The sequence below is a fragment of the Pedomonas sp. V897 genome (assembly GCF_051304405.1).
Lineage (GTDB): Bacteria > Pseudomonadota > Alphaproteobacteria > Sphingomonadales > Sphingomonadaceae > Pedomonas.
Genome location: NZ_JBPPGG010000001.1, coordinates 307,532 through 329,700, shown reverse-complemented (window position 1 = coordinate 329,700; position 22,169 = coordinate 307,532). Strand labels below are relative to the sequence as shown.

The window sequence follows — 22,169 nt, the reverse complement described above, 5'->3', positions numbered from 1 at the left end:
GGGAAACAAAGAAAAAGGGGGGGGGGGGGGGGGGGTTTGGGGTGGGGGGTCCCCCCCCCCCCCCCCCCCCCCTTGGGAAACATCTAACAAGAATTAGATTTATACACTGCTCCATACTGCTAATTATTCTTGGTTAATTCAACTTTAATTATCCATTTTCCGGATATTTTGCTTCTTACTAAGTAATATTGCTAGATAAAATTATTTTATTTGAAGCCATTGTTCGCCTTTAGGCTCATGCCTGCTCTCTTTGCGGGCCTGTGCTGGAGGCTATTCTGATTTCGTTGAGGTGGTCATGGAGAGGGATTCCGCAGTGTAACGGGATTCGGGAGAAGGTGCTGCCATGGCTCCTTCTCCCTCAACAGTCCTGCAACTCAGGCGATCGGGTTCTTCGCCGTGGCGGCGGCGTAGCGTTCCAGGCCCTGGGCGAGGTCGGCGATGAGGTCGTCCGGGTCCTCGAGGCCGATGTGGAGGCGCAGCATGGGGTGGTCGGTGTGCCAGCGGGTGGCGGTGCGGATGGAGGCCGGATTGATGGGCAGGATCAGGCTTTCGTAGCCGCCCCAGGAGAAGCCCATCTTGAAGTGGTGCATGTGGTCCACCATCGCGGCGAGGTCCGCGCGCTGACCCCGGTTCAGCACCACGGCGAACAGGCCGGTCGCGCCCTTGAAGTCGCGCTTCCAGAGCTCGTGGCCCGGGCAGCCGGGCAGGGCGGGGTGGATGACCCGCTCCACCAGCGGGTGCCCGGCCAGCCACTGCGCCACCTTGAGGCCGCTGGCCTGGTGGCGCTCCAGCCGCACGGGCAGGGTGCGCAGGCCGCGCAGGGCAAGCATGGCGTCGTCCGGCCCGACGCAGTGGCCGAGCTGGGCGGCGGTGGACTTGAGCGGGCCGTACCAGCGCTCGTTGGCGGTGACCGCGCCCATCATCACGTCCGAGTGGCCGCCCACATACTTGGTGAGGGACTGGATGGACATGTCCACGCCCAGCGAAAGGGACGGGAGATACAGCGGCGTCGCCCAGGTGTTGTCGAGAAGGACCGCCGCGCCGTGGGCATGGGCAACCTCGGCGATGGCGGGGATGTCCTGCACCTCGAAGGTGAGCGAGCCCGGCGACTCCACAAACACCGCGCGGGTGTTGGGGCGGATCAGCGCGGCGATGTCCGCGCCGATGGTGGGGTCGTAGTAGGTGGTCTCGACGCCGAGCTGGGCCAGCATCTTGTCGCAGAAGTGGCGGGTGGGCTCGTAGACGCTGTCCACCATCAGGATATGGTCGTTGCCGCCGCCCTTCAGCGTTGCGAACAGCGCAGTGGCAATGGCGGCAACGCCCGAAGGAAACAGCCGGGTGCCAAAGGCCCCCGGCTCAAGGCTGGTGAGCGCTTCCTCCAGCGCCCAGGTGGTGGGCGTGCCATGGCGGCCGTAGAACAGCCCGGCGGCGGGGTTGCGCAGGGCAGCATCGAACGCGGCAAGCGTCGGGAAGACGCAGGTGGAGGCGTGATAAACTGGCGGGTTCACCACGCCGTGGGTCCACTCGGGGCGGCGGCCGCCCTCGATCACCCTGGTCTCTGGTCTGGTTGCAGTTCGGTGTGCTGCCGTCTTGTCCGTCATGCTCTCATGCGCCTGTTACAACGGGGGTGTCGGGCTGACTGCCCCACTCGGTCCACGACCCGTCATAGAGCGCAACCTTGTCATGGCCAAGTAGATGCAGCCCGAAGGCCAGCACCGCCGCCGTAATTCCCGAGCCGCAGGTGGTGACGACCGGGCGGGAGAGGTCGATGCCCGCCTGCTCGAAGGCAGCACGCAGGTCCTCGCCGCGCTTGAAGGTGCCGTCCTCGGCCAGCAGCTGCCGGTAGGGCAGATTGCGCGCGCCCGGGATGTGCCCCGCCCGGAGGCCGGGGCGCGGCTCGGGCTCGGCACCGGCAAAGCGGCTGGCGGAGCGGGCGTCCAGCACCTGCTCGGCCTTGGTGGTGAGGTTGGCCTTCATCTGCTCCAGGGTGCGGACGGCGCTGCGGTCCTCCCACGGGGTGAAGTGGCGATGACGCACCACCGGCTTGCCGGACTCGACAGGGCGACCCTCCGCCTGCCATTTCTGGAAGCCGCCGTCGAGAATGGCGACGCGATGCGCGCCGAACACCCGCAACATCCACCACGCACGGGCGGACGAGCGCAGATCCGAATTGTCGTAGACCACGATGCGGCTGCCGTCGCCCAGCCCCAGCGCCTGCGCGCGGCTGGCGAACTTCTCGGGCGAGGGGAGCATGTGGGGCAGCGGGCTGGAGGTGTCCGCGATCTCGTCGATGTCGAAGAACACCGCGCCCGGAATGTGCGCCGCCTCAAACTCCGCGCGGGCGTTGCGGTTCTCGGCCGGCATATGCCAGCTGGCGTCCACGATCCGCAGGTCGTTCGCGCCAAGCTCGCCCGCCAGCCATTCGGTGCTCACCAAAGCGTCCATGCCGGGTCTCCTCGTGCCGGGTTGAATTCACAGGCCCACAGACAACACTGCAAGGCCGACACCCCTATGCATACAAGGATTTCACTCCGGACGAACGCGAATTAAGGTCGGATGATCGACATGATTGACTCAACATTTTTACATTGTTGACAATCGGGTCATGCGGCGGAGCATCCGTCTCGACGCCAGGGCGGCCGGGCGCGGGGCCCCCGCGCGGGCATTTGACCGGATGCGCGCAGGGGATTAAGCGAAGGCCATGACGACACCTTTCGAAACCACCCAGCTCGGCAAGCAGACCCCGCTTCCCAATTCCCCCGAGGAGGCGCGGCTCGACTATGTGCCCAACCCCCGGAAGGGGCGCAACTACCTGGTGCGCTTCACCTGCCCGGAATTCACCTCGCTCTGCCCGGTGACCGGACAGCCGGACTTCGCCCACCTCGTCATCGATTACATCCCCGACGAGACCATCGTGGAAAGCAAGTCCCTCAAGCTGTTCCTCCACAGTTTCCGCAACCACCGCGCCTTCCACGAAGATTGCACCGTCGGCATCGGTGAACGCCTCGCCACGGAAATGAAACCCAAATGGCTGCGCATCGGCGGCTACTGGTATCCGCGCGGCGGCATCCCCATCGACGTGTTCTGGCAAACCGGCCCCGCCCCCGCCGACGTCTGGGTGCCCGAACAGGGCGTGCCAGGGTATCGCGGCCGGGGGTAAGCCATCCCGCTCGGGGTTTGTTTTTTAAATCAGTTTGATTTTTTTTGCAGAGGGTCTCGGACCCTCTGCACTCCTATTCTTTTTTTCGGCCGTGTTTCCGGTGCGCGCTTGCCCGTAAAACAAGTCAGGCAGTTTTGCGCTGGGCCCTGCGCTTCTTTTGCCTGTTCAGCTTGGTCTTTGTGGCGCTTTCGGTTGGCCAGTATTCTTCTGCCAGTTCGAATTTGGTCTTGCGATCATAAGTGAGGTCTTTGGCACCTGCGATACGTGCCCCTCGCCATATGATGAAGGCGAGCCAGGCAATGCCCCATCCTGCGGCCAGCCACCAAAGCCACGACGGCCGATCTTCAAGATACGCCATTAGTAAAAAGGGGACGCCAATGGGGAACAAGACAGCGCTCCTGCGTCTATAGTTGTGGCTTGCCCATAGCCAATCAACCCAGCGCCGCACACATAAGTAGAATTTCACCAATTTCCCCCTGCATTTGTCTCAATACGAGAGGCCGGGTCCTGTTTCAATGTTGGGAATAATGCTGCAAAATTAATTCTGTGCGTTCGTTGATTGTGTTGCACTGGATACTGTTGCAGATTCACGAATGTCTTCAATAGCGAGCATGCAACCTTGGCAAGAACAGAATGCCCGCGCAACAGGTCGGATGAGAATTTCCGGTGATGGCAAGCGCGGCCCTCAATGAAAGGGAGGTGCAGGAGGGGTGAGCCCCTCCTGCAAAAGAAAACCCTGAAAAATCAAAAAACGAGAACCCGGGGAAACCCTCAGGGAATCCCGATCAGCTTGTGCGTCTGGAGGGACAGCCGCCAGCGGGGATGTTGCAGGCAGTAGTCCGTCGCGGCCTGGGTGTTGGCGGCGCGGTCCGGCCCGTCCATGGGCTGGAGGAAGAAGTGTTCGAAGTCGAGGTGTTCGAACTGCGCCGGGTCGCCGCCTTCCTGCGGGTAGACCAGTTTCAGCTCGTTGCCCTTGTGGACGATGAGGTCGGAACCGAGCTTGGGGCTGACGCACACCCAGTCGATGCCAGCGGGCACCTCCTGCGTGCCGTTGGTCTCGATGGCGATGGTGAAGCCGCGGGCGTGGAGGGCGTCGATGAGGGGCGCATCCAGCTGGAGGAGCGGCTCGCCGCCGGTGCAGACGACGTAGCGGTGGCCGGGGGCGGGGCCCCAGGCGGCCTCCACCGCGTCGGCGAGGGCTTGCGGGCTCGTGAACTTGCCGCCGCCGGGGCCGTCTGTCCCCACGAAGTCGGTGTCGCAGAACTGGCAGATGGCCCTGGCGCGGTCTTCCTCGCGGCCGGTCCACAGGTTGCAGCCGGAGAAGCGCACGAACACCGCGCGGCGGCCGGTGTGCGCGCCTTCGCCCTGAAGGGTGAGGAACAGTTCCTTGACGCTGTAGGTCATCGGTCGGCTTGCCTTTGCCCGCGGGATCAGGCGGGCTCGCAGGCGTAGCGGGTGGGGTCGGGCACGCCGGCCTCGGCGAAGCCCTTGCGGCGCAGCTTGCAGCTGTCGCAGTGGCCGCAGTGCAGCCCCTCGGGCGTCGGGTCGTAGCAGCTCCAGGTGAGGCCGTAGTCCATGCCGAGAGAAAGGCCGGTCTTGATGGTGTCGGCCTTGGTCATCTCGATGAGCGGCGTGTGGATGGTCAGTTTCCAGTCCCCCTCGACGCCGCGCTTGGTGGCCTGAAGCGCCATCGCCTCGAAGGCGCGAATGAAGCCGGGGCGGCAGTCGGGGTAGCCGGAGTAGTCGAGCGCGTTGACGCCGATGAAGATGTCCTCCGCGCCGATCACCTCCGCCCAGCCCAGCGCCAGGCTGAGGAACACGGTGTTGCGCGCGGGCACGTAGGTGATGGGGATGTCGTCCGCCATCGCCGCCTCGTCGCGGTCCTTCGGCACGTCGAAGTGGCCGGTGAGCGCCGAGCCGCCAAAGGCGGAGAGGTTGACCGGCAGCTCCACGTGGCCCTTCGCGCCGAACACCTGCGCCAGGTTGCGGGCACAGTCCAGCTCCACCCGGTGGCGCTGGTTGTAGTCGATGGTCAGCGCGTAGATGTCGTAGCCCTCGCTTTTGGCGATGGCGGCACAGGTGGCCGAATCCAGGCCACCGCTCAGCAATACAACGGCAGATTTGGTCATGGCTTTCCTATGCGCCCTGCGCGCTGCCGGGGCAAGACCTGTCAGGCAGGAGAGGGCGCGCCCGGGCTTGGGCGGTGCGGGCGGCGTCAGCGGTCCGGAGAGATGATCTGCTCCAGCGTCAGGCGATAGGGCGCGAGGATCTTGGCGAACGGGCGCTGGATGGCGTCGCCGCTGAGGAAGTCGAACCCGGCCTCGGCTGCCGTCGCGACGGCCTCGGGCGTGGCGAGGCCGTGGATGAAGGCGGTCATGCGATGGCGGTGGGCCGCCTCGGCGAAGGCTGGCGCGACGCTTGCCAGGCGGTGCGGCGGGCCAAGCTGGCGGGCCTCGAAGCCCATGGCGGAAAAGCCTGCCTCCCTCAGGTTGTGCACGGCGGCGGGCGTGGGCGGCACCAGCGCGGAGACAGCGCGGCAGTAGGGTTTCAGCCAGTGGCGGATCTCGAACGCGGTGTGCGGCGGGAAGCCCTCGGCGAGGCCGCCCACCTCCAGCACGAGGTGGCGGGCGGCGGTGCGTGACAGCGTGGCGCACTGGTCCAGATAGTCCAGCCGCGCCACGCGGTTGACGAGGGTGGTGTAATGCACCGGGCAGACCAGAACGCCGGGTGCGCGGCGCTGGCTCAGCTGCTGGGCGGCGGCCTGCGCCCGGGCGAGGGTCATCAGGTCGAACTCGTAGGTGTCGCGCGGGTCCGCTGCCCGCCGCAGGATATCGTGGCCGTAGTAGATGGCGTCATTGGAGCCATCGATCAGGCACATGCGGATGTAGTACGAGCTGACGGCCTTGCGGCGGACTTGCCACAGCGGCGTATAGGACAGGCCGGTCTGGCTCGCCGTCTCCGTCGCAGACGAGGGTATGGGCGCGGGCATGGGCGCGGGCATCGACGAGGGCGAGAGCGACGCCGTGGGCGCGGTCGGCTGCGCCGGCGCGGCGGGCTGCGGCAACGGGCGCAGGGCATTGGCGAGATGGCGCGCCACCGCTTCCTGGGCCGCTTTCTCGAAATGCTGGTTCAGCAGCGTGTCGATATCTGGCACTTCCTCCACCTGGTTGGTCTCCAGGTTGATGGTGAGCATGGAGACATCGATGGCTTCGTCCCGCTCGCTCATGCCGAACAGCTGCTGCCAGATTTCCTCGACGATGAAGTGGGCTTTCACCCGCGCTTCCTCGGCCGAGAGGTTGGCGAAGATCACCAGGTAGACCAGGTCGCCGTGACGCCGGAACACGTCGTGCGGCTCAAGGCGGCGGCGAAAGGAGGTCTCGATGACCTGCAGGATGCGATCCTGCATCAGGGGCCAGCGCTCCCCCAGCCGCGCGCGGATGGCCTGAAAGCCAAGAATCTGAAGACGCCCCACCGCAACCTGGCCGTGGTCGTGGGCGATGCTTCTCAACTGTTCGGTGAAGTCCTCGGCGTTGATGAGGTGGGCGAGGGCGCCGCCCGCGCCAGAGGATGCCGGGCCGGAAGCCGCTTCGGCTTCGGCTTGCCGCTTGAAGAGCAGGGAGCGGATGCGCTTGCCAAGATTGGTAAAATCAGCCGGAACCATGAAGCATCCGCGTTATCGACCGCACCGGCCAGCTGGATGGAAGAGCCAACAACTCGCCCATGAACTGGAATGCTCGCTAATATAAACTATATGCGGAAAGTAGAATACAATATTTCGACGCGAATTAGTCAATTGTTTAATTTGCTAATATTATCCACCTAGGCGACCGCCCGCGACAGCAAGCGCTGACGAGCGGTTGCGGGCGCTTTTAAGCGCACATCAAGCGTGTGGAAATCAGGCTGACGGGGGGCAACCGTCTGGGGGGAATCGTCGGAGGGCAATCGCCGGAGAAGCAGTCGGCGGGTGGTTTTCAGGCCGTAATGTCGAGCAGCCGCCCCTTGCAGGCCGCCGCCATGCCGTCCGCCAGGGCGAAGCGCGCCGCCAGCCGGCGCTGCGCGTTCTGCGCAGGGTCGGGGTCTGCCGGGCTCACCGGCTGCACCGTCCGCAGTCGCTGCGGCCGGGACACCGGCAACCGTTCTTGCCACGGCGGGGCGGGAAGGGCGGGCGGGATCAGAATGGGACGGCTCCTCAACCTCTTGCACCAAAGGTTAAGCAAGGAGCGGGCCAATCGGCGCAGACCGGCGGAAATCCGCGATTGTCAGGGTTAACGTCGCGCGGCGGGCGCGCGCGTTGTAAAGTCTGCCGACAGGGCGCGGCGCGGTGAGCGCAGGGTGGGCGGGGCGACGCCGCAATTCCCGGGCCGCGTCCCGAAAAGGGTTGAACTGGAGGGCGGAAAGGCTCTAACCCAAGAGACATGAAGCGTACTCATCTGCCGCTGAATGCATTACGCGTTTTCGACGCTGCCGCCCGCCATCTCTCCTTCACCAAAGCGGCGGACGAGCTTGCCGTCACGCCGGCCGCCGTTGGCCAGCACATCCGCGCGCTGGAGGATCTGCTCGGCGTCATCCTGTTCAAGCGGCTGGGTCGCAACCTGGCGCTGACGCCGGAGGCCGAGCGCGCCCTGCCGGCCCTGCGCGACGGCTTCCTCAAGTTCGAGGAGGCGGTGCGGACCCTGCAGGCGGCGCAGACCTCCAAGTCCATCACCATCAGCGTGCCGCCCTCGTTCGCGGCCAAGTGGCTGGTGCCGCGAATCGAGCGGTTCGCCGAAAGCCACCCGGACATGCAGGTGCGGATTTTCGCCGCCATGCAGCTGGTGGACTTCAGCCAGGAGAACATCGACCTCGCGATCCGCTTCGGGCGGGGGGACTACCCCGATCTGGTGGTCGAGAAGCTGCTGGACGAGCATGTCTATCCGGCCTGCGCGCCGTCGCTGCTGGAGCGCTTCCCGATCAGGACTGCGGCGGATCTGGTGAACCTGCCGCTGATCCATGACGAGGCTGCCGACATGGACGACGGCTGCCCCACCTGGCCCATGTGGCTGAAGGCGGCGGGCGTCGATCACCCGGACCCGGAACGGGGCATTCACTTCAACCAGTCGTCGCTGGCCATCGAGGCGGCGACGGCGGGCAAGGGCGTGGTGCTGGCCAAGGCGGCCATCGCGGCGGCGGACATCGAGGCGGGGCGGCTGGTGCGCCTGTTCAACAGCAGCCACGCGGTCGAGTTCGGCTACTATCTGGTCGCCCCCGAGCCGCAGTGGCGGCAGAAGAAGGTGCAGACCTTCGTCAACTGGGTGAAGGCGGAAGCGGCCCGGCATCAGGCCTGATCCCGGGCCTCCCTCATCGCGGCCTCACGGCGCGTCCGGGTGATCCCGGAGGCGGTTGAGCCCCCCTCTGCTTGCCAACCCGGCCGGATGCGTCACAATGGACGCAGATCCGCGAGGGGAGGCTGGTGCATGGGTTCGATCTTCTTTGTCGTTCTGGCGTTCGTGGCCATCGTCACGGTGGCGAAAAGCGTGGTCACGGTGCGTCAGGGCTTCGAGTACACCGTCGAGCGGTTCGGCCGCTTCACCAAGACCCTGACGCCCGGCTTCCATCTGATCGTGCCGTTCGTGGACAGCATCGGCCGGCGCATCAACATGATGGAGCAGGTGCTGGACATTCCGGGGCAGGAGATCATCACCCGCGACAACGCCATGGTGGGCGTCGATGGCGTGGTGTTCTTCCAGGTGCTGGACTCGGCCAAGGCGGCCTACGAGGTGTCGGACCTGATGCTGGCCATCATGAACCTCACCACCACCAACCTGCGCACGGTGATGGGGTCGATGGACCTGGACGAGACGCTCTCCCAGCGCGACGCCATCAACGCCCGCCTGCTGGCGGTGGTGGACAAGGCCACCCACAGCTGGGGCGTGAAGGTGACGCGCGTGGAGATCAAGGACATCCGCCCGCCGCAGGACATCGTCAACGCCATGGCCCGCCAGATGAAGGCCGAGCGCGAGAAGCGCGCCGCCATCCTTGAGGCCGAGGGCCAGCGGAACTCGGAGATCCTGCGGGCCGAGGGCGCCAAGCAGGCGCAGATTCTGGAAGCGGAGGGGCGGCGCGAGGCCGCCTTCCGCGACGCCGAGGCCCGCGAGCGCGCGGCGGAGGCGGAAGCCAAGGCGACCGAACTGGTGAGCGAGGCCATCGCCAGGGGCAGCGCGCAGGCCATCAATTACTTCGTCGCCCAGAAGTATGTGGAGGCGATGACCGCCTTCGCAGAAAGCCGCAACAGCAAGGTGATCTTCATGCCGATGGAGGCGTCGGCGCTGGTCGGCTCGCTGGGCGGCATCGGCGAGCTGGTGAAGGCGGTGGCGGGCGGTGACGGCACGCCGCCAGCGGGTGCCGGAGGCGCTGGCGGCGCGCAGGCGGGCAGCGGCCTGCCGCGCACCGGGGAGCGGTGAGGCGCTCATGAACTGGGATGCGGTGACCGGATTTTTCACCCCCTGGGGCTGGTGGGTGGCGGCGCTGGTGCTGGCGGCGGCCGAGACGGTTGCCCCCGGCGCGTTCCTCTTGTGGCTCGGGATCGCGGCGGGCCTCACCGGCCTCGTGACATTGCTCACGGGGGCGGGCTGGGAGGTCCAGCTGGCGGTGTTCGCCGTGCTGGCGGTCCTCTCGGTGCTGTGGGGGCGCAAGTGGGCGCGGCGGCATCAGGGCAGCGGCCCCAGCAGCGTCAGCCGCCGGGCCGATCAGTTGCCGGGGCGCACCGTGGTGCTGGTCGAGCCCATCGTGCATGGCCGGGGCCGGGCGGAGCTGGACGACACGGTATGGGAAGTGTGCGGCCCGGACGCGCCCGCGGGGACCGTCATGCGGATTTTGCGAACCGAAGGCGCGGCCTTGATCGTTGAACCCGTCGCATAGCGGCGGCACTCGCAAGGAGGGGGCAATGGCAAGCGAGACGGCGGAGCGGTTTCAGGCGCTGATGCTGAGCCGGGAGGGGGAGGCGACGCAGGTCGCGCTGGTCTCCCTCGGCGAGGACGACCTCATGGAGGGGGATGTGGTGGTGGATGTGAGCCACTCCTCCATGAACTACAAGGATGCCCTTGCCCTGACGGGCGCTGCCCCGGTGGTGCGGCGCTTCCCCATGATCCCGGGCATCGACTTTGCCGGGCGCGTGCGTGCCTCGCGCCATCCCGACTTCAAGGCGGGCGACGCGGTGGTGCTGAACGGCTACGGCCTCGGCGAGACCCACTACGGCGGCTACGCCGCCCGCGCCCGGGTGAAAGGCGACTGGCTGGTGCCGCTGGAGAACATCACGCCCTTCGAGGCCATGGCCCTCGGCACGGCGGGCTATACCGCCATGCTGTGCGTGATGGCGCTGGAGCGCCACCTCGTCCGCCAGACCGAAGGGCAGGTGCTGGTGACCGGCGCGGCGGGCGGCGTGGGGAGCGTGGCCGTCGCGCTGCTGGCGGAGCTGGGTTACCGCGTCGTTGCCTCCACCGGGCGGCTGGAGGAGGCGGACTACCTCAAGTCCCTCGGCGCGGAGGAGGTGATCGACCGGCGCGAACTCTCCGAACCGGCGACCAGACCGCTGGGCAAGGAGCGCTGGTGCGGCGCCATCGACACGGTGGGCTCCCATACCCTCGCCAACGTGCTGGCCCAGACGCGCTATGGCGGCTGCGTCGCCGCCTGCGGCCTGGCACAGGGATCGGATCTGCCGGTGACGGTGATGCCCTTCATCCTGCGCTCGGTGACGCTGGCGGGGGTCGATTCCGTGCAGGCGCCCATGGCGCTGCGGCGGGAGGCCTGGCTGCGGCTCGACCAGCTCATCGACCGGGCAAAGCTGCGCGCCATGACCCGCACCGTGCGGCTGGCGGATGTGCCCGCCCTTGCGCCCGACTTTCTGGCCGGGCGGGTGCGCGGCCGCATCGTGGTGGAGATCGGGTAGGGGGGGCGGTCAGACAGAAACGGTCAGACAGAAACGGGCGGCGGCACGTCGCAAAACTGTGCCACCGCCCGCTGCTGCGTGACGAACTGTTGACGCGAACTGTTGAAGCCCGGCCTGGCGGATCTCAGCCCGGCTGCTTGGCCATCTTGCGGGGCGCGACGCCCGCGGCCACCAGCACCTGCTCGGCAGCCTGGTTCTTCGGCAGCGAGCGGAACTTCTGCACCTCGGCCTTGAAGCGGGCCAGCTCGGAGCCGGACAGCGACGAGCCGGTCGGAATCGCCGTGCCCTTGGGGTCGATGGCCTTGCCGTTCTTGTAGACCTCGTAGTGCAGGTGCGGGCCGGTGGACAGGCCCGTGGTGCCCACGTAGCCGATGACCTGCCCCTGCGCCACCTGGACGCCGGGACGGATGCCGGACTTGAAGCCCTTCATGTGGGCGTAGGCGGTTTCGTAGCCGCCCGCGTGGCGAATCTTGACGTAGTTGCCGTGGCCGCCATGGCGGCCGGCGAACACCACCGTGCCGGAGCCCGCCGCCATGATCGGCGTGCCGCTGGGTGCGGCGAAGTCGGTGCCCTTGTGCATGCGGCCATAGCCCAGCACCGGGTGGCGGCGCATGCCGAAGTTGGAGGAGATGCGGGCGCCGTCCACGGGCGTGCGCATCAGCAGCTTCTGGATCGACGAGCCGTCAGGATGGAAGAACTGGCCGCGATCGCCCTTGGGCTGGAACCAGATCAGCTCCACATCCTTGCGCTTGCCGCCGCGCTCCATGTGGGCATAGAGCAGGCGGCCGGTCTTTTCCTCGCCGGTCTCGGCCACTTCGCGCTCGTAGACCAGGCTGAAGCGGTCGCTGGCGGTCACCTCGCGGGCGAAGTCCACGCTGAAGGACAGCGCCTTCACATATTCATTGATCACGGTGGTGGGCACGCCCAGCTGGCGGGCGGAGAGGTAGAGGCTGCGGCCCACTTCGCCCTCGATGCGGGCCGGGGCGCTGATTACCTTGATCGGCAGGGTCTTGACCATGAAGTCATTGCCGACCCGGGCCACCTGCACGTGATTGTCGAAGGAGGGTCGGAAGGAGAGCAGCTGGAGCGGGCGCGGGTCCTTGCTGGAGACGCGGCGGCCCAGCATCAGCTGCGCGCTGGCGCCGCGCGGCGGATCCTTGATCTGGGCGGCCGGGCCCAGGGCCTCGGCAACCTGACGCGCTTCCGTGCGCGAGACGCCCGCCCGGCGCAGAATGGCCTCCAGGCTGGAGTTGCGCTGGAGCGGGATTTCCCGCTGCTCAATCTCCGGCTCGACTTCGGCGGAGATCGCCTTGGCCAGCGGCAGCATGGGCACGCGCTCGCCGGTCTGGGCGCCGGTCATCAGCGGGCCGATGATGGCGGGCTGGATGGCTTCCACCTGCGTGGCGGTGATGATGGGTGCAGTGGCGGAGGGCAGGGGTTGGATGGGGTTGGTGAAGGTCAGCCAGCTGGCAGCGGCAAGCAGGCCGCCCAGCGTCGCCAGACCGCGCCACCACTTCAGGGATCCGATCTGATGGCCAAGGTCGACCGCCAGCTCGAATTCACCCAACGGTTCCGCAGGCACAGAGCCAACGTTATCCGTTTCGCTTTTTGCAAGCGCGACGAAGCCCGTTTTTAGCAAACCCTGGTCTCCTTGAGTCCCTGCACGACTCACCCGCCCAACCAAAGAGACAGGTAATCCAAACACAACAGCTCAGAAAACTGTCGCGCCTAAGTGCTGATGTCAACCAATAGCCAAGCTGAATCCGGCAGAAAGTGTCGAATTTTGTTATTAACAAACTCTTAACATTCCGCTTCGCATACGAAATCCGGGTTTCGATACGGCAAGGCGCACAATATCTGTGGCCAATGGCCCTTGCATTGATGCGGGCTCCGCCTCAGAGTCTTAGACAACATGGGTGCATTGGCTTCGAGCAAGGTTACGGCTGTCCTGGGGCCGACAAATACCGGGAAGACCCATCTGGCGGTTGAGAGGCTGTGCGCCCACTCCTCTGGGATGATTGGCTTTCCGCTGCGTCTGCTCGCCCGGGAGGTCTATGACCGGGTGGTGGCCATCAAGGGCGCGGACCAGGTGGCCCTGATCACCGGCGAGGAGCGAATCGTCCCGCCGAACGCCCGCTATTTCCTCTGCACCGCCGAGTCGATGCCGCTGGACCGGCAGGTCGCCTTCCTCGCGCTCGACGAGGCGCAGCTGGGGGCGGACGACGAACGCGGCCACATCTTCACCGACCGGCTGCTGCGGGCGCGCGGGCGCGACGAGACCATGATTCTCGGCTCCGATCCCCTGCGGCCGCTGATCGCCCGGCTGCTGCCCGATGCGGAGATCATCTCCCGGCCCCGCTTCTCGACGCTGAGCTACGCCGCGCCCCGGAAGCTGTCGCGCCTGCCCAAGCGCACCGCCATCGTCGCCTTCTCGGCCGATCAGGTCTACGCCATCGGCGAGATGCTGCGCCGCCAGCGCGGCGGCGTCGCGGTGGTGATGGGCTCGCTCAGCCCCCGCACCCGCAACGCGCAGGTGGGCATGTATCAGTCGGGCGAGGTGGACTATCTGGTGGCGACCGACGCCATCGGCATGGGCCTCAACATGGATATCAGCCACGTGGCCTTCGCCGGGCTGTCCAAGTTCGACGGCAAGCGCCACCGCCGCCTGACCCCCGCCGAAATGGCCCAGATCGCCGGGCGCGCGGGACGGCACCAGCGGGACGGCACCTTCGGCACCGTGCAGCTGGGCGACGAGCGGCGGCAGCTGACGCCGGAGGAAATCGTCGCCATCGAGAACCACAGCTTCGCGCCGCTGGAGCGCCTGCTCTGGCGCAACGCCGAGCTGGACTTCCAGTCCGTCGGCGGGCTGATCCGCTCGCTCGACGCCCGGCCGCAGCGGCCGGAGCTGATGAAGGCGGAGGACGCCATCGACGTGGCGGTGCTGCGGCGCCTGGCCCACGAGCCGCTGGTGGAGGAGCGGGCGCGCCGCACGGCCCGGGTACGCCGGCTGTGGGACGCCTGCCAGGTGCCGGACTACCGCAAGGTGAGCCCGGACATTCACGCCCGTCTGGTGCTGCGCCTCTACAAGCATCTGACGGAGGGCAACGGCACCCTGCCGACAGACTGGATCGCCGCCGAAATCGCCCGGCTCGACCAGGTGAACGGCGACATCGAGACCATCGCCGGCCGCATCGCGGGCATCCGCACCTGGGCCTACATCTCCCAGCGCGCCGACTGGCTGGACGACCCGAGCCATTGGGCCGGGCGCACCCGGGCGCTGGAGGACAAGCTCTCGGACGTGCTGCACGAGCGGCTCATCCAGCGGTTCGTCGACCGGCGCACCTCGGTGCTGCTGCGCTCGGCGGGCGGACGGGGCGCGCTCGACGTGGAGGTGGACGAGAACGGCGCGGTGGAGGTGGAGGGCCACGCCATCGGCACGCTCTCCGGCTTCACCTTCACCATCGATGCGGACGCCCGTCACGAGGATCGCCGCCGCATGATGGCCGCGGCCGAGCGGGCGCTCTCCGCCGAGATGACGCGCCGCGCCCGGGCGCTGGCGGACAGCGGGGAGGAGGAAATCGGCTTCGAGCTGGGGCCGGAGGCGCCTCATGTGCGCCTGCTCTGGAAGGGGGCACGGGTCGCCTCGCTCACGCCGGGGCGCGACCCGCTCGCCCCGCGCGTGCGGCTGGAGGTCGGGGCGGCCCTGCTGGCCGCCGCCGAGAAGGCGTCCGTGCTGGCCCGGCTGGAAGCCTGGGTGGCGGCGCGCACGCAGGCGCTGCTGAAGCCGCTGGCGCGCCTCTCCCGGCTGGCGGAGGGCGAGGAGGCGAAGAATGTGGGCGGCGCCGCGCGGGGCCTCGCCGTGCATCTGGTGCAGGGGCTGGGCGTGGTGCCGCGCGAGACGGCGCGGGCGCAGGTGGACGCCCTCAGCCGCGACGAGCGGCGCTGGCTGGCGAAGGCAGGCGTCCGGATCGGCGCGCGGCATGTGTTTGCGCCCGCCGTGCTGAAGCCCGCCGCCATGCAGTGGCGCATCGCCCTGTGGGCCGCTGCCCATCCCGAGGCGGGGGCACTGCCCGCCTTGCCGGAGAACGCGCCGGTCAGCGTGGCGGTGGCGCCATCCGCGCCCCGCGCGCTCTACACCGCCGCCGGCTACTGGGTGGTGGGCGACAAGGCAGTGCGGGTGGATCTGGTGGAGCGCCTGCTCGACGTGCTGCGCGAGGAGGCGAGGGGCGGCGCGCCGGTGGTGCCGACCGGCCAGCTCGTCTCCATGGTGGGGCTGAGCCAGGCCGACTTCTCCCGGCTGATGGTGGCGCTCGGCTACCGGCGAACCCTGCTGCCGCCCCGGGAAGGGGCGGCGGAGGGCGAGAAGATCGTGGCGTACAAGTGGAAGGGTCATGCCGCGAACCGTCGGCGCGCGGCGGGAGGCGAGCGCAAGGACGTCGCTGCTTCCTCGCCGTTCGCCGCGCTCGCCGCATGGCGCAGCAGCTAGGCGACAGGGCCAGGAACGAGGAGAGAGACCTGCATGGACAACGGCTCGCAGCGGCTTGACAAGTGGTTGTGGTTTGCCCGTCTGTTCAAAACCCGTGCGGAGGCTGCCGCCATGTGCAGCAGCCGCCACCTCAGGATGGACGGGCGTGTCGTGGACAAGCCGCACGCGGCAGTGCGGGTCGGCTCCGTGATCAGCTTCCCCAAGGCGGGACGGGTGGTCGTGGTGAAGGTGGAGGGCTTCGCCGAACGGCGCGGCCCCTATGCCACGGCCCGGCTGCTCTACAGCGACATGAGCCCGGCCATGCCCGCGGCGGACGCCCGGCTGCCCGCCACCGCGTAAGGCAGCGCGCGTAATCCGCGCACTGGCCGGGATTCGCCCAGATGGGTGTTGACGGACTCCGGGGCCTTCGGTAGCAGACGGTCAATCGAGTGGAAGGAGCCGGACCAGAGATGGCCTACGTCGTTACCGACGCGTGCATTCGTTGCAAGTACATGGACTGCGTTGAGGTGTGCCCTGTGGATTGCTTCTACGAGGGCGAGAACATGCTCGTGATCAGCCCGAGCGAATGCATCGACTGCGGCGTGTGCGAGCCGGAATGCCCGGCAGAGGCCATTCTGCCGGATACGGAACCCGGCCTTGAGTCCTGGCTCGAGCTGAACGCCAAATATGCGGCCATCTGGCCGAACATCACCACCAAGGGAACCCCGCCCGCCGATGCGGACGAGTTCAAGGGCGTGAAGGGCAAGCTCGAGGCCTATTTCTCGGAGAAGCCGGGCCAGGGCAGCTGACCGTCTTCCCGCACGTTTGAAACAGTGCCGACCCCCGCGTTCGTCTCGAACGCGGGGCGTTTCACGTTGCATTGCGGCATAAAGGAGTGGAAATTCTGCTCTGTTTATGTTACATGCTTGCGACGTTGTCTAACGCACGAAATTGAACTGTTTTGGCGCAACGGCTCCAGTCAGTCCCCATCCCCGGATTTCAGCGGGCACCCCGCGGCCATTCCCGATGGCCAGCGCTGAAACGGTATGAGTCGTGCTAGTGCAGAGAAGCGACAGGAAACAAGAATGGCGGCAAAATCCCTTAAGTTCGTCGTGGGCGACTATGTTGTGTATCCCAAGCATGGCGTCGGACGGGTCGTTGAACTGGAAACCACGGAAGTGGCCGGTTTTCCGCTTGAACTCTATGTCATCCGCTTCGAAAAGGAACGCATGACTCTGCGCGTGCCGATGAACAAGGCGGAAGCCGTTGGTATGCGCAAGCTCTCCAGCCAGGCCACCCTTCAGGAAGCGCTTACGACGCTCAAGGGCAAGCCGCGGATCAAGCGCACCATGTGGTCGCGCCGGGCGCAGGAATACGAAGCCAAGATCAACTCCGGCGATCTGGTCTCCATCGCCGAGGTGGTGCGCGACCTGCACCGCGCCGAGGACCAGCCGGAGCAGTCCTACTCCGAGCGGCAGATCTACGAGGCGGCCATCAGCCGTCTGGCCCGCGAGCTGGCCGCGATGGAAAACATCGACGAGCAGACCGCCCAGGACAAGATCCACAAGGTGCTCAAGGCCGCCTGAGGCCCGCGCACCGCGCCTTTCGAGAGCGGCCGCCCCTCACGGGCGGCCGTTCTCGTTCGGGCCCATTCTCGCGGGGCTGACACGCCCCGTTGTTCACGGGACGTGGAGAATGAAACCGCAGGTCTCCGGCTCGCCAGAGGCCGGGCCCCAGCTTATCTATGGACAGGTCATATCCCCGAAGAAACGGCGCCCTTGCTGATGGACGCTCCTTTGAGGGATGCTAGATTATGGTTCGGATATTTCTGGGGGAAGGTAAGACGCAATGAAGCACAAGATTCTGGCTGCACTGGTCGCCGCTCCGCTCCTGGCGGGCGGCATGGCAGGAAGCGTTGCCGCCGTCGCGCAGACGGCCGCCCCGGCGCTCGAGGTGCCGGCCGGCACCTACAAGATCGATCCCACCCACGCCAGCGTCATCTGGCAGGTGAACCACCTCGGCCTGTCGAACTACACGGCGCGCTTCACCAAGTTCGACGCCACGCTGACGTTCGACCCGGCGAACCCGGAGAAAAGCAGCCTGACCGTGACCATCGACCCCAAGTCGGTGCGCACGGACTATCCGTTCCCCGAGAAGGAGGACTTCGACGCCAAGATCGCGGGGCCGGATTTCTTCGACGCGGCCCGGTTCCCGGAGATCCGGTTCGTCTCTACCAGGGTTGAGCGCACCGGCGCGGACGCGGGCCGGGTCCATGGCGACCTGACCTTCCACGGCGTCACCAAGCCGGTGGTGATGGACGTGAAGCTCGTCGGCGCGAAGAAGCACCCGATGCGGGGCATCGGCGCCATGGGCTTCTCCGCCACCACCACCTTCAAGCGCTCGGACTTCGGCGTGAACAACCTGGTGCCGTTCGTGGGCGACGAGGTGACGGTGCAGGTGGAGGCCGAGTTCCTCGAGGAAAAGTAAGCCGTACGTCCGTTGCCCTGAGCGTGGGAGGCCGCGTCATGAGCCGGTATTCGACTGTCGCGATTGTTCTGCACTGGCTGATCGCCCTGGCGATGATTGCCCTCCTCGTGATGGGCTTCTGGATGGGCGATGCCATCAAGAAACCGGAGACGCAGGCGCTGGCCTTCGAGGTGTTCCAGATCCACAAGTCGCTGGGCCTGACCGTGCTGGTGCTGACACTGGTGCGGCTGGCCTGGCGGCTGGGACACCGGCCGCCGCCGCTGCCGTACTCCATGCCGGGCTGGCAGAAGACGGCGGCGCACGCCACCGCCTGGGCCTTCTATGCGCTGCTCCTCATCATGCCGCTGTCCGGCTGGGTGATCGTCTCCACCAGCCCGTTCGGCCTGCCCACGATGTGGTTCGGGCTGTTCGAATGGCCGCACCTCACGCCGCTCGCCGAGGCGGCCAACCGCATCCAGATCAACGGGGCCGCCGAGGAGGTGCACGAACTGCTCGCGCTGGGCGCGGTGGGCCTCCTGGCCCTGCACGTGGCGGGCGCGCTCAAGCACCACTTCATCGATCGGGACGATGTGCTCACCCGCATGATCCCGTGGCTCGCCCGATAAGGAGGATGGCTATGCCCAGGTTTTTCGCTTTCCTGCCCGCCGGGGCCGTGGCGCTACTGGCGCTGACCGGCACCGCCGACGCGCGGCCGTGGGCGGTGGACGCCAAGAAGAGCGCCATCACCTTCAGCGGCCAGCACGTGGGCAAGACATTCAACGGCAGCTTCCAGACGTGGCAGGCGAGCATCGACTTCGATCCCGCCAAACCGGAGGCGGCGAAGGTGTCGGTGACCATCGACCTCGCCTCGGCGCAGACGGGCGATGCCATGTACGACAAGACCCTGCCGTCCGCCGACTGGTTCGACGTGGCCAAGGCGCGCAACGCCACCTTCACGGCAACCAGGATCACGAAGACCGGCGAGAACAGCTACGTCGCCGACGGCCAGCTCACCATTCGCGGCAAGAGCGTGCCGGTGAAGCTGCCGTTCACGCTCGCTATCGCCGGCAACACCGCCACCATGGACGGCAAGGTGACACTCACACGCACGGCCTGGGGCATCGGCAGCGGCTCCGACGCCAAGGGCGAGTGGGTCTCCCTGCAAATCCCCGTGCAGGTGAAGGTGGTGGCCACCGCGAAGTGATTTTTTCCGGGACGTGATTTTTTCCGGGACGTGATTTTTTTCGCAGGAGGGACTCGGTCCCTCCTGCACCTCCCGTCATTGATCGGGACGTGCGCGTGAGGGCGGGCGCGGCCCTGAAAAACGAATGGGGGATCGCCAAGGGGGTCAGCGACCCCCTTGGCCTGAATCCTGAAATCAGCCCGGATGTCCCCTCAGTACAGGAACATCGGCATGCCCTCGACCGAGGCGATCTTGGCGCGGTGGGTCTGCGGATCGTAGAGGCGGGACACGTCCAGCTTTTTCACCTGTTCGAGCACGGTGCCGATGGGCACGTGTTCGTAGTTGCCGTCGCGCAGGGCGACGAGCCGTCCGGTCTCGCCCCGTTCGATGAGCTGCACGGCGAGCGTGCCGAAGGCGAAGCCCACCATGCGGTCGAGCGCGTCGGGCGCGCCCGCGCGCATGAGGTAGGCCAGTTCCTGCACCACCGTGCCGACGCCGCTTTTCTCCTCGATCTGGCGGGCGAGGCGCTGGCCGACGCCGATCGGGTTGCGCTGGGTGTTGGAGCGGGAGAGCTGGTCCTCGCCCTCCGTCTCGCTGGCGAGCCTGGCCCCTTCGGAGATGACCAGCACGGAATAGTTCTCGGGGTTGGCCTCGCGGTCGGCCACCAGCTGGGCGATGAGGCGGTCCTCGTCCACCGGCACCTCGGCAATGGCGATGCGGTCCGCCTGTGCGAGGAAGCCGGAGAGGAGGGCGGTCTCGCCGCTGCGCCGGCCGAACAGCTCGACGATCGCGATGCGCTCGTGGCTCGCCGTGGTGGTCCGCAGCGCGTTGATGGCTGCCACCGAGCGGCTGACGGCGGTGGAAAAGCCGATGCAGTAGTCCGTGCCGTAGACGTCGTTGTCCATCGTCTTGGGGATGGAGATCACCGGCATCCCGAGGCTGGAGAGGTGGGCGGAGAAGCGCAGGGTGCCATCGCCGCCGAGCGTCACCATCACGTCGATGCCCATGGCCTTCAGCACCGCGCGGACGTGGTCGGTGCGGTCGCCCTCGGGCTGGCGGCGCGGGTCGGTGCGGGAGGTGTGCAGGATGGTGCCGCCCCGGCGGTCGATGCCGCGCACGCGGGCAGGGGTCAGCTCGATGCTGCCGTTGCCCGCGGTCATGTCCAGGAGGTCGGGGTCGATGGACATCACCCCCTGCCAGCCGCGCAGGAAGCCGGTCACCGCCCAGCCGCGCTCCGCCGCGCCCTCAACGATCGCCTTGATGCAGGGGTTGAGCCCCGGAACGTCGCCCCCACCCGTCAGAATTCCTATCCGCATACCTGTCATCCTTGCCTGATGGGGCTAATATAGCCTCAACTTTTCTGTTTACACGGCGCCTTGCGCCCCGGGCGTGCGATCCGGGGCGGGACCGCCGGTACCATGACGGCGCCCCCATGCGGAAGCCGGAGGGAGAGACAAGATGGATGTGGCAACCCTGAGAAAAGCCTACGTGGACGGCGCATGGCTCGATGGCCGCGCGCGGTTCGAGGTGACCAACCCGGCGACCGGCGAGGTGCTGGCCCATGTGCCCGATCTGGGCGCGGAGGAGACGAAACAGGCCATCGAGGCGGCGCATCGCGCCTTTCCCGCCTGGGCGGGCAAGACCGCCAAGGAGCGGTCGCAGATCCTGCGGCGCTGGTTCGAGGCGATCATGGCCAACGCCGACAGCCTCGCCCGGCTGATGACCCAGGAACAGGGCAAGCCGCTCGCGGAATCGCGCGGCGAGGTGGTCTATGGCGCGTCGTTCATCGAGTGGTTCGCGGAGGAGGCCAAGCGGGCCTATGGCGAGGTGATCCCGACCACCATGGGCAACAAGCGCTTCCTCACCATCCGCCAGCCTGTCGGCGTGGTGGCCGCCATCACGCCCTGGAACTTCCCCATCGCCATGATCACCCGCAAGGCGGGGCCGGCGCTGGCGGCGGGCTGCACCATGGTGATCAAGCCGCCCGCCGAGACGCCGCTGTGCGCGCTGGAGCTGGCGCGGCTGGCGGAGGAGGCGGGGGTGCCGCCGGGGGTGCTCAACATCGTCACCACCACCGACTCCAAAACCGTGGGCAAGGTGCTGTGCGAAAGCCCGCTGGTGAAGGCGCTCTCCTTCACCGGCTCGACCGAGGTGGGCAAGATCCTCTACCGGCAGTGCGCCGACACGGTGAAGAAGCTGGGGCTGGAGCTGGGCGGCAACGCGCCGCTGCTGGTGTTCGACGACGCGGACCTCGACCAGGCGATCGAGGGTGCGCTGGCCTCCAAGTACCGCAACGCGGGGCAGACCTGCGTGTGCGCCAACCGCATCCTCGTGCAGAGCGGCATTTACGACGCCTTCGCCCACCGGCTCGCCGAGCGGGTCGCCCGGATGAAGGTGGGCAACGGCCTTGAGGACGGCGTTGCCATCGGCCCGCTCATCACCAGCGACGCGGTGGAAAAGGTGGAACGTCTGGTGGAGGACGCGCTCAAGGGCGGCGCAAAGGCGATCATCGGCGGCAAGCGCGCGGCCATGGGCGGCCTGTTCTACGAGCCGACCGTGCTGACCGACGCCACCGACCGGATGGACCTGTTCCGGGAGGAGATCTTCGGGCCGGTCGCGCCCCTGTTCCGCTTCGAGACGGAGGAGGAGGCCGTGCGCCTCGCCAACAACACCCAGTACGGGCTCGCCGCCTACCTCTTCACCCGCGACGTCAACCGGGTGTTCCGGGTGAGCGAGGCGCTGGAATACGGCATGGTGGGGGTGAACGACGGCATCCTCTCGGCCGAGGTGGTGCCGTTCGGCGGCGTGAAGGAATCCGGCCTTGGCCGCGAGGGCGGCCGCGAGGGCATGGAGGAGTTCCTCGAGACCAAATACATCTGCCTCGGCGGCCTCAACCGGTAAGCACGGATTGCGACGAGCGGCGGGGGTGCCATGCATCCCCCGCCCGGGCCGCACGTTGCCTCAGGCGACA

Annotated in this window: 21 protein-coding genes; 13 read left to right on the top strand and 8 right to left on the bottom strand. The window is 67.2% G+C overall.

Annotated features, from left to right (window positions below; translation table 11 throughout):
• Nucleotides 1-374: 374 nt before the first annotated feature.
• Both metC and sseA read right to left on the bottom strand, forming a co-directional pair.
• Nucleotides 375-1,601 (bottom strand): cystathionine beta-lyase, encoded by a 1,227-nt coding sequence (gene metC / locus ACSJJU_RS01665; protein WP_435913413.1) that lies wholly within the window; start codon nucleotides 1,599-1,601, stop codon nucleotides 375-377.
• Between the two features lie 4 nt (nucleotides 1,602-1,605).
• A complete protein-coding gene (sseA, locus tag ACSJJU_RS01660) occupies nucleotides 1,606-2,445 on the bottom strand; it encodes a 3-mercaptopyruvate sulfurtransferase (RefSeq protein WP_435913412.1) in 840 nt (279 codons plus the stop codon).
• Between the two features lie 256 nt (nucleotides 2,446-2,701).
• On the opposite strand from sseA, the gene queF reads away from it, so the two are divergent.
• Nucleotides 2,702-3,160: a preQ(1) synthase gene (gene queF / locus ACSJJU_RS01655; RefSeq protein WP_435913411.1), complete on the top strand. Its 459-nt coding sequence runs from the start codon at nucleotides 2,702-2,704 to the stop codon at nucleotides 3,158-3,160.
• 124 nt (nucleotides 3,161-3,284) lie between these two features.
• On the opposite strand, the gene ACSJJU_RS01650 is transcribed toward queF, so the two are convergent.
• The 4 genes from ACSJJU_RS01650 to ACSJJU_RS01635 form a co-directional block, all read right to left on the bottom strand.
• The gene (locus ACSJJU_RS01650) at nucleotides 3,285-3,548 is read right to left on the bottom strand and encodes a hypothetical protein (RefSeq protein ID WP_435913409.1); all 264 of its coding nucleotides are present in this window, start codon (nucleotides 3,546-3,548) and stop codon (nucleotides 3,285-3,287) included.
• A gap of 383 nt (nucleotides 3,549-3,931) precedes the next feature.
• On the bottom strand, nucleotides 3,932-4,564 hold the full coding sequence (gene queE / locus ACSJJU_RS01645) for a 7-carboxy-7-deazaguanine synthase (RefSeq protein WP_435913408.1): 633 nt from the start codon (nucleotides 4,562-4,564) through the stop codon (nucleotides 3,932-3,934).
• A gap of 26 nt (nucleotides 4,565-4,590) precedes the next feature.
• Nucleotides 4,591-5,289, bottom strand: coding sequence for a 7-cyano-7-deazaguanine synthase QueC (gene queC / locus ACSJJU_RS01640; protein ID WP_435913407.1), 699 nt, complete (start codon nucleotides 5,287-5,289; stop codon nucleotides 4,591-4,593).
• Nucleotides 5,290-5,375: 86 nt separating this feature from the next.
• Nucleotides 5,376-6,821 carry a hypothetical protein gene (locus ACSJJU_RS01635; protein WP_435913406.1) on the bottom strand — a complete coding sequence of 482 codons (1,446 nt, stop codon included), beginning with the start codon at nucleotides 6,819-6,821 and terminating at the stop codon, nucleotides 5,376-5,378.
• A gap of 754 nt (nucleotides 6,822-7,575) precedes the next feature.
• Between ACSJJU_RS01635 and gcvA the strand changes: the two genes are divergently transcribed.
• The 4 genes from gcvA (at nucleotide 7,576) to acuI (ending at nucleotide 11,084) form a co-directional block, all read left to right on the top strand.
• Complete coding sequence (gene gcvA, locus ACSJJU_RS01630) at nucleotides 7,576-8,484, top strand: transcriptional regulator GcvA (RefSeq protein ID WP_435913405.1); 909 nt, start codon at nucleotides 7,576-7,578, stop codon at nucleotides 8,482-8,484.
• Between the two features lie 129 nt (nucleotides 8,485-8,613).
• On the top strand, nucleotides 8,614-9,600 hold the full coding sequence (locus ACSJJU_RS01625) for an SPFH domain-containing protein (RefSeq protein ID WP_435913404.1): 987 nt from the start codon (nucleotides 8,614-8,616) through the stop codon (nucleotides 9,598-9,600).
• Between the two features lie 7 nt (nucleotides 9,601-9,607).
• Entirely contained in the window at nucleotides 9,608-10,057 is a 450-nt protein-coding gene (locus tag ACSJJU_RS01620) for an NfeD family protein (protein ID WP_435913403.1), read from the top strand.
• 25 nt (nucleotides 10,058-10,082) lie between these two features.
• The gene (gene acuI, locus ACSJJU_RS01615; RefSeq protein WP_435913402.1) at nucleotides 10,083-11,084 is read left to right on the top strand and encodes an acrylyl-CoA reductase (NADPH); all 1,002 of its coding nucleotides are present in this window, start codon (nucleotides 10,083-10,085) and stop codon (nucleotides 11,082-11,084) included.
• A gap of 124 nt (nucleotides 11,085-11,208) precedes the next feature.
• Here the strand turns inward: acuI and ACSJJU_RS01610 are convergent, their stop codons facing one another.
• Nucleotides 11,209-12,666 carry a peptidoglycan DD-metalloendopeptidase family protein gene (locus tag ACSJJU_RS01610; protein ID WP_435913400.1) on the bottom strand — a complete coding sequence of 486 codons (1,458 nt, stop codon included), beginning with the start codon at nucleotides 12,664-12,666 and terminating at the stop codon, nucleotides 11,209-11,211.
• A gap of 330 nt (nucleotides 12,667-12,996) precedes the next feature.
• On the opposite strand from ACSJJU_RS01610, the gene ACSJJU_RS01605 reads away from it, so the two are divergent.
• The 7 genes from ACSJJU_RS01605 (at nucleotide 12,997) to ACSJJU_RS01575 (ending at nucleotide 19,219) form a co-directional block, all read left to right on the top strand.
• On the top strand, nucleotides 12,997-15,570 hold the full coding sequence (locus ACSJJU_RS01605) for a helicase-related protein (RefSeq protein ID WP_435913399.1): 2,574 nt from the start codon (nucleotides 12,997-12,999) through the stop codon (nucleotides 15,568-15,570).
• Nucleotides 15,571-15,603: 33 nt separating this feature from the next.
• Nucleotides 15,604-15,909 (top strand): RNA-binding S4 domain-containing protein, encoded by a 306-nt coding sequence (locus ACSJJU_RS01600; RefSeq protein ID WP_435913397.1) that lies wholly within the window; start codon nucleotides 15,604-15,606, stop codon nucleotides 15,907-15,909.
• A gap of 110 nt (nucleotides 15,910-16,019) precedes the next feature.
• Nucleotides 16,020-16,358: a ferredoxin FdxA gene (gene fdxA / locus ACSJJU_RS01595; RefSeq protein ID WP_435913396.1), complete on the top strand. Its 339-nt coding sequence runs from the start codon at nucleotides 16,020-16,022 to the stop codon at nucleotides 16,356-16,358.
• A gap of 276 nt (nucleotides 16,359-16,634) precedes the next feature.
• Nucleotides 16,635-17,135: a CarD family transcriptional regulator gene (locus ACSJJU_RS01590; RefSeq protein ID WP_435913394.1), complete on the top strand. Its 501-nt coding sequence runs from the start codon at nucleotides 16,635-16,637 to the stop codon at nucleotides 17,133-17,135.
• Between the two features lie 262 nt (nucleotides 17,136-17,397).
• Nucleotides 17,398-18,036, top strand: a complete 639-nt coding sequence (locus tag ACSJJU_RS01585) for a YceI family protein (RefSeq protein WP_435913393.1) — start codon at nucleotides 17,398-17,400, stop codon at nucleotides 18,034-18,036.
• A gap of 38 nt (nucleotides 18,037-18,074) precedes the next feature.
• Nucleotides 18,075-18,641, top strand: coding sequence for a cytochrome b (locus tag ACSJJU_RS01580; protein ID WP_435913392.1), 567 nt, complete (start codon nucleotides 18,075-18,077; stop codon nucleotides 18,639-18,641).
• Nucleotides 18,642-18,652: 11 nt separating this feature from the next.
• Nucleotides 18,653-19,219, top strand: a complete 567-nt coding sequence (locus ACSJJU_RS01575) for a YceI family protein (protein ID WP_435913391.1) — start codon at nucleotides 18,653-18,655, stop codon at nucleotides 19,217-19,219.
• Nucleotides 19,220-19,410: 191 nt separating this feature from the next.
• Here the strand turns inward: ACSJJU_RS01575 and ACSJJU_RS01570 are convergent, their stop codons facing one another.
• Complete coding sequence (locus tag ACSJJU_RS01570) at nucleotides 19,411-20,514, bottom strand: 6-phosphofructokinase (protein WP_435913390.1); 1,104 nt, start codon at nucleotides 20,512-20,514, stop codon at nucleotides 19,411-19,413.
• Between the two features lie 142 nt (nucleotides 20,515-20,656).
• Here ACSJJU_RS01570 and ACSJJU_RS01565 point away from each other — a divergent pair, with 142 nt between their 5' ends.
• Entirely contained in the window at nucleotides 20,657-22,099 is a 1,443-nt protein-coding gene (locus tag ACSJJU_RS01565; RefSeq protein WP_435913389.1) for an NAD-dependent succinate-semialdehyde dehydrogenase, read from the top strand.
• Nucleotides 22,100-22,169 lie beyond the last annotated feature (70 nt).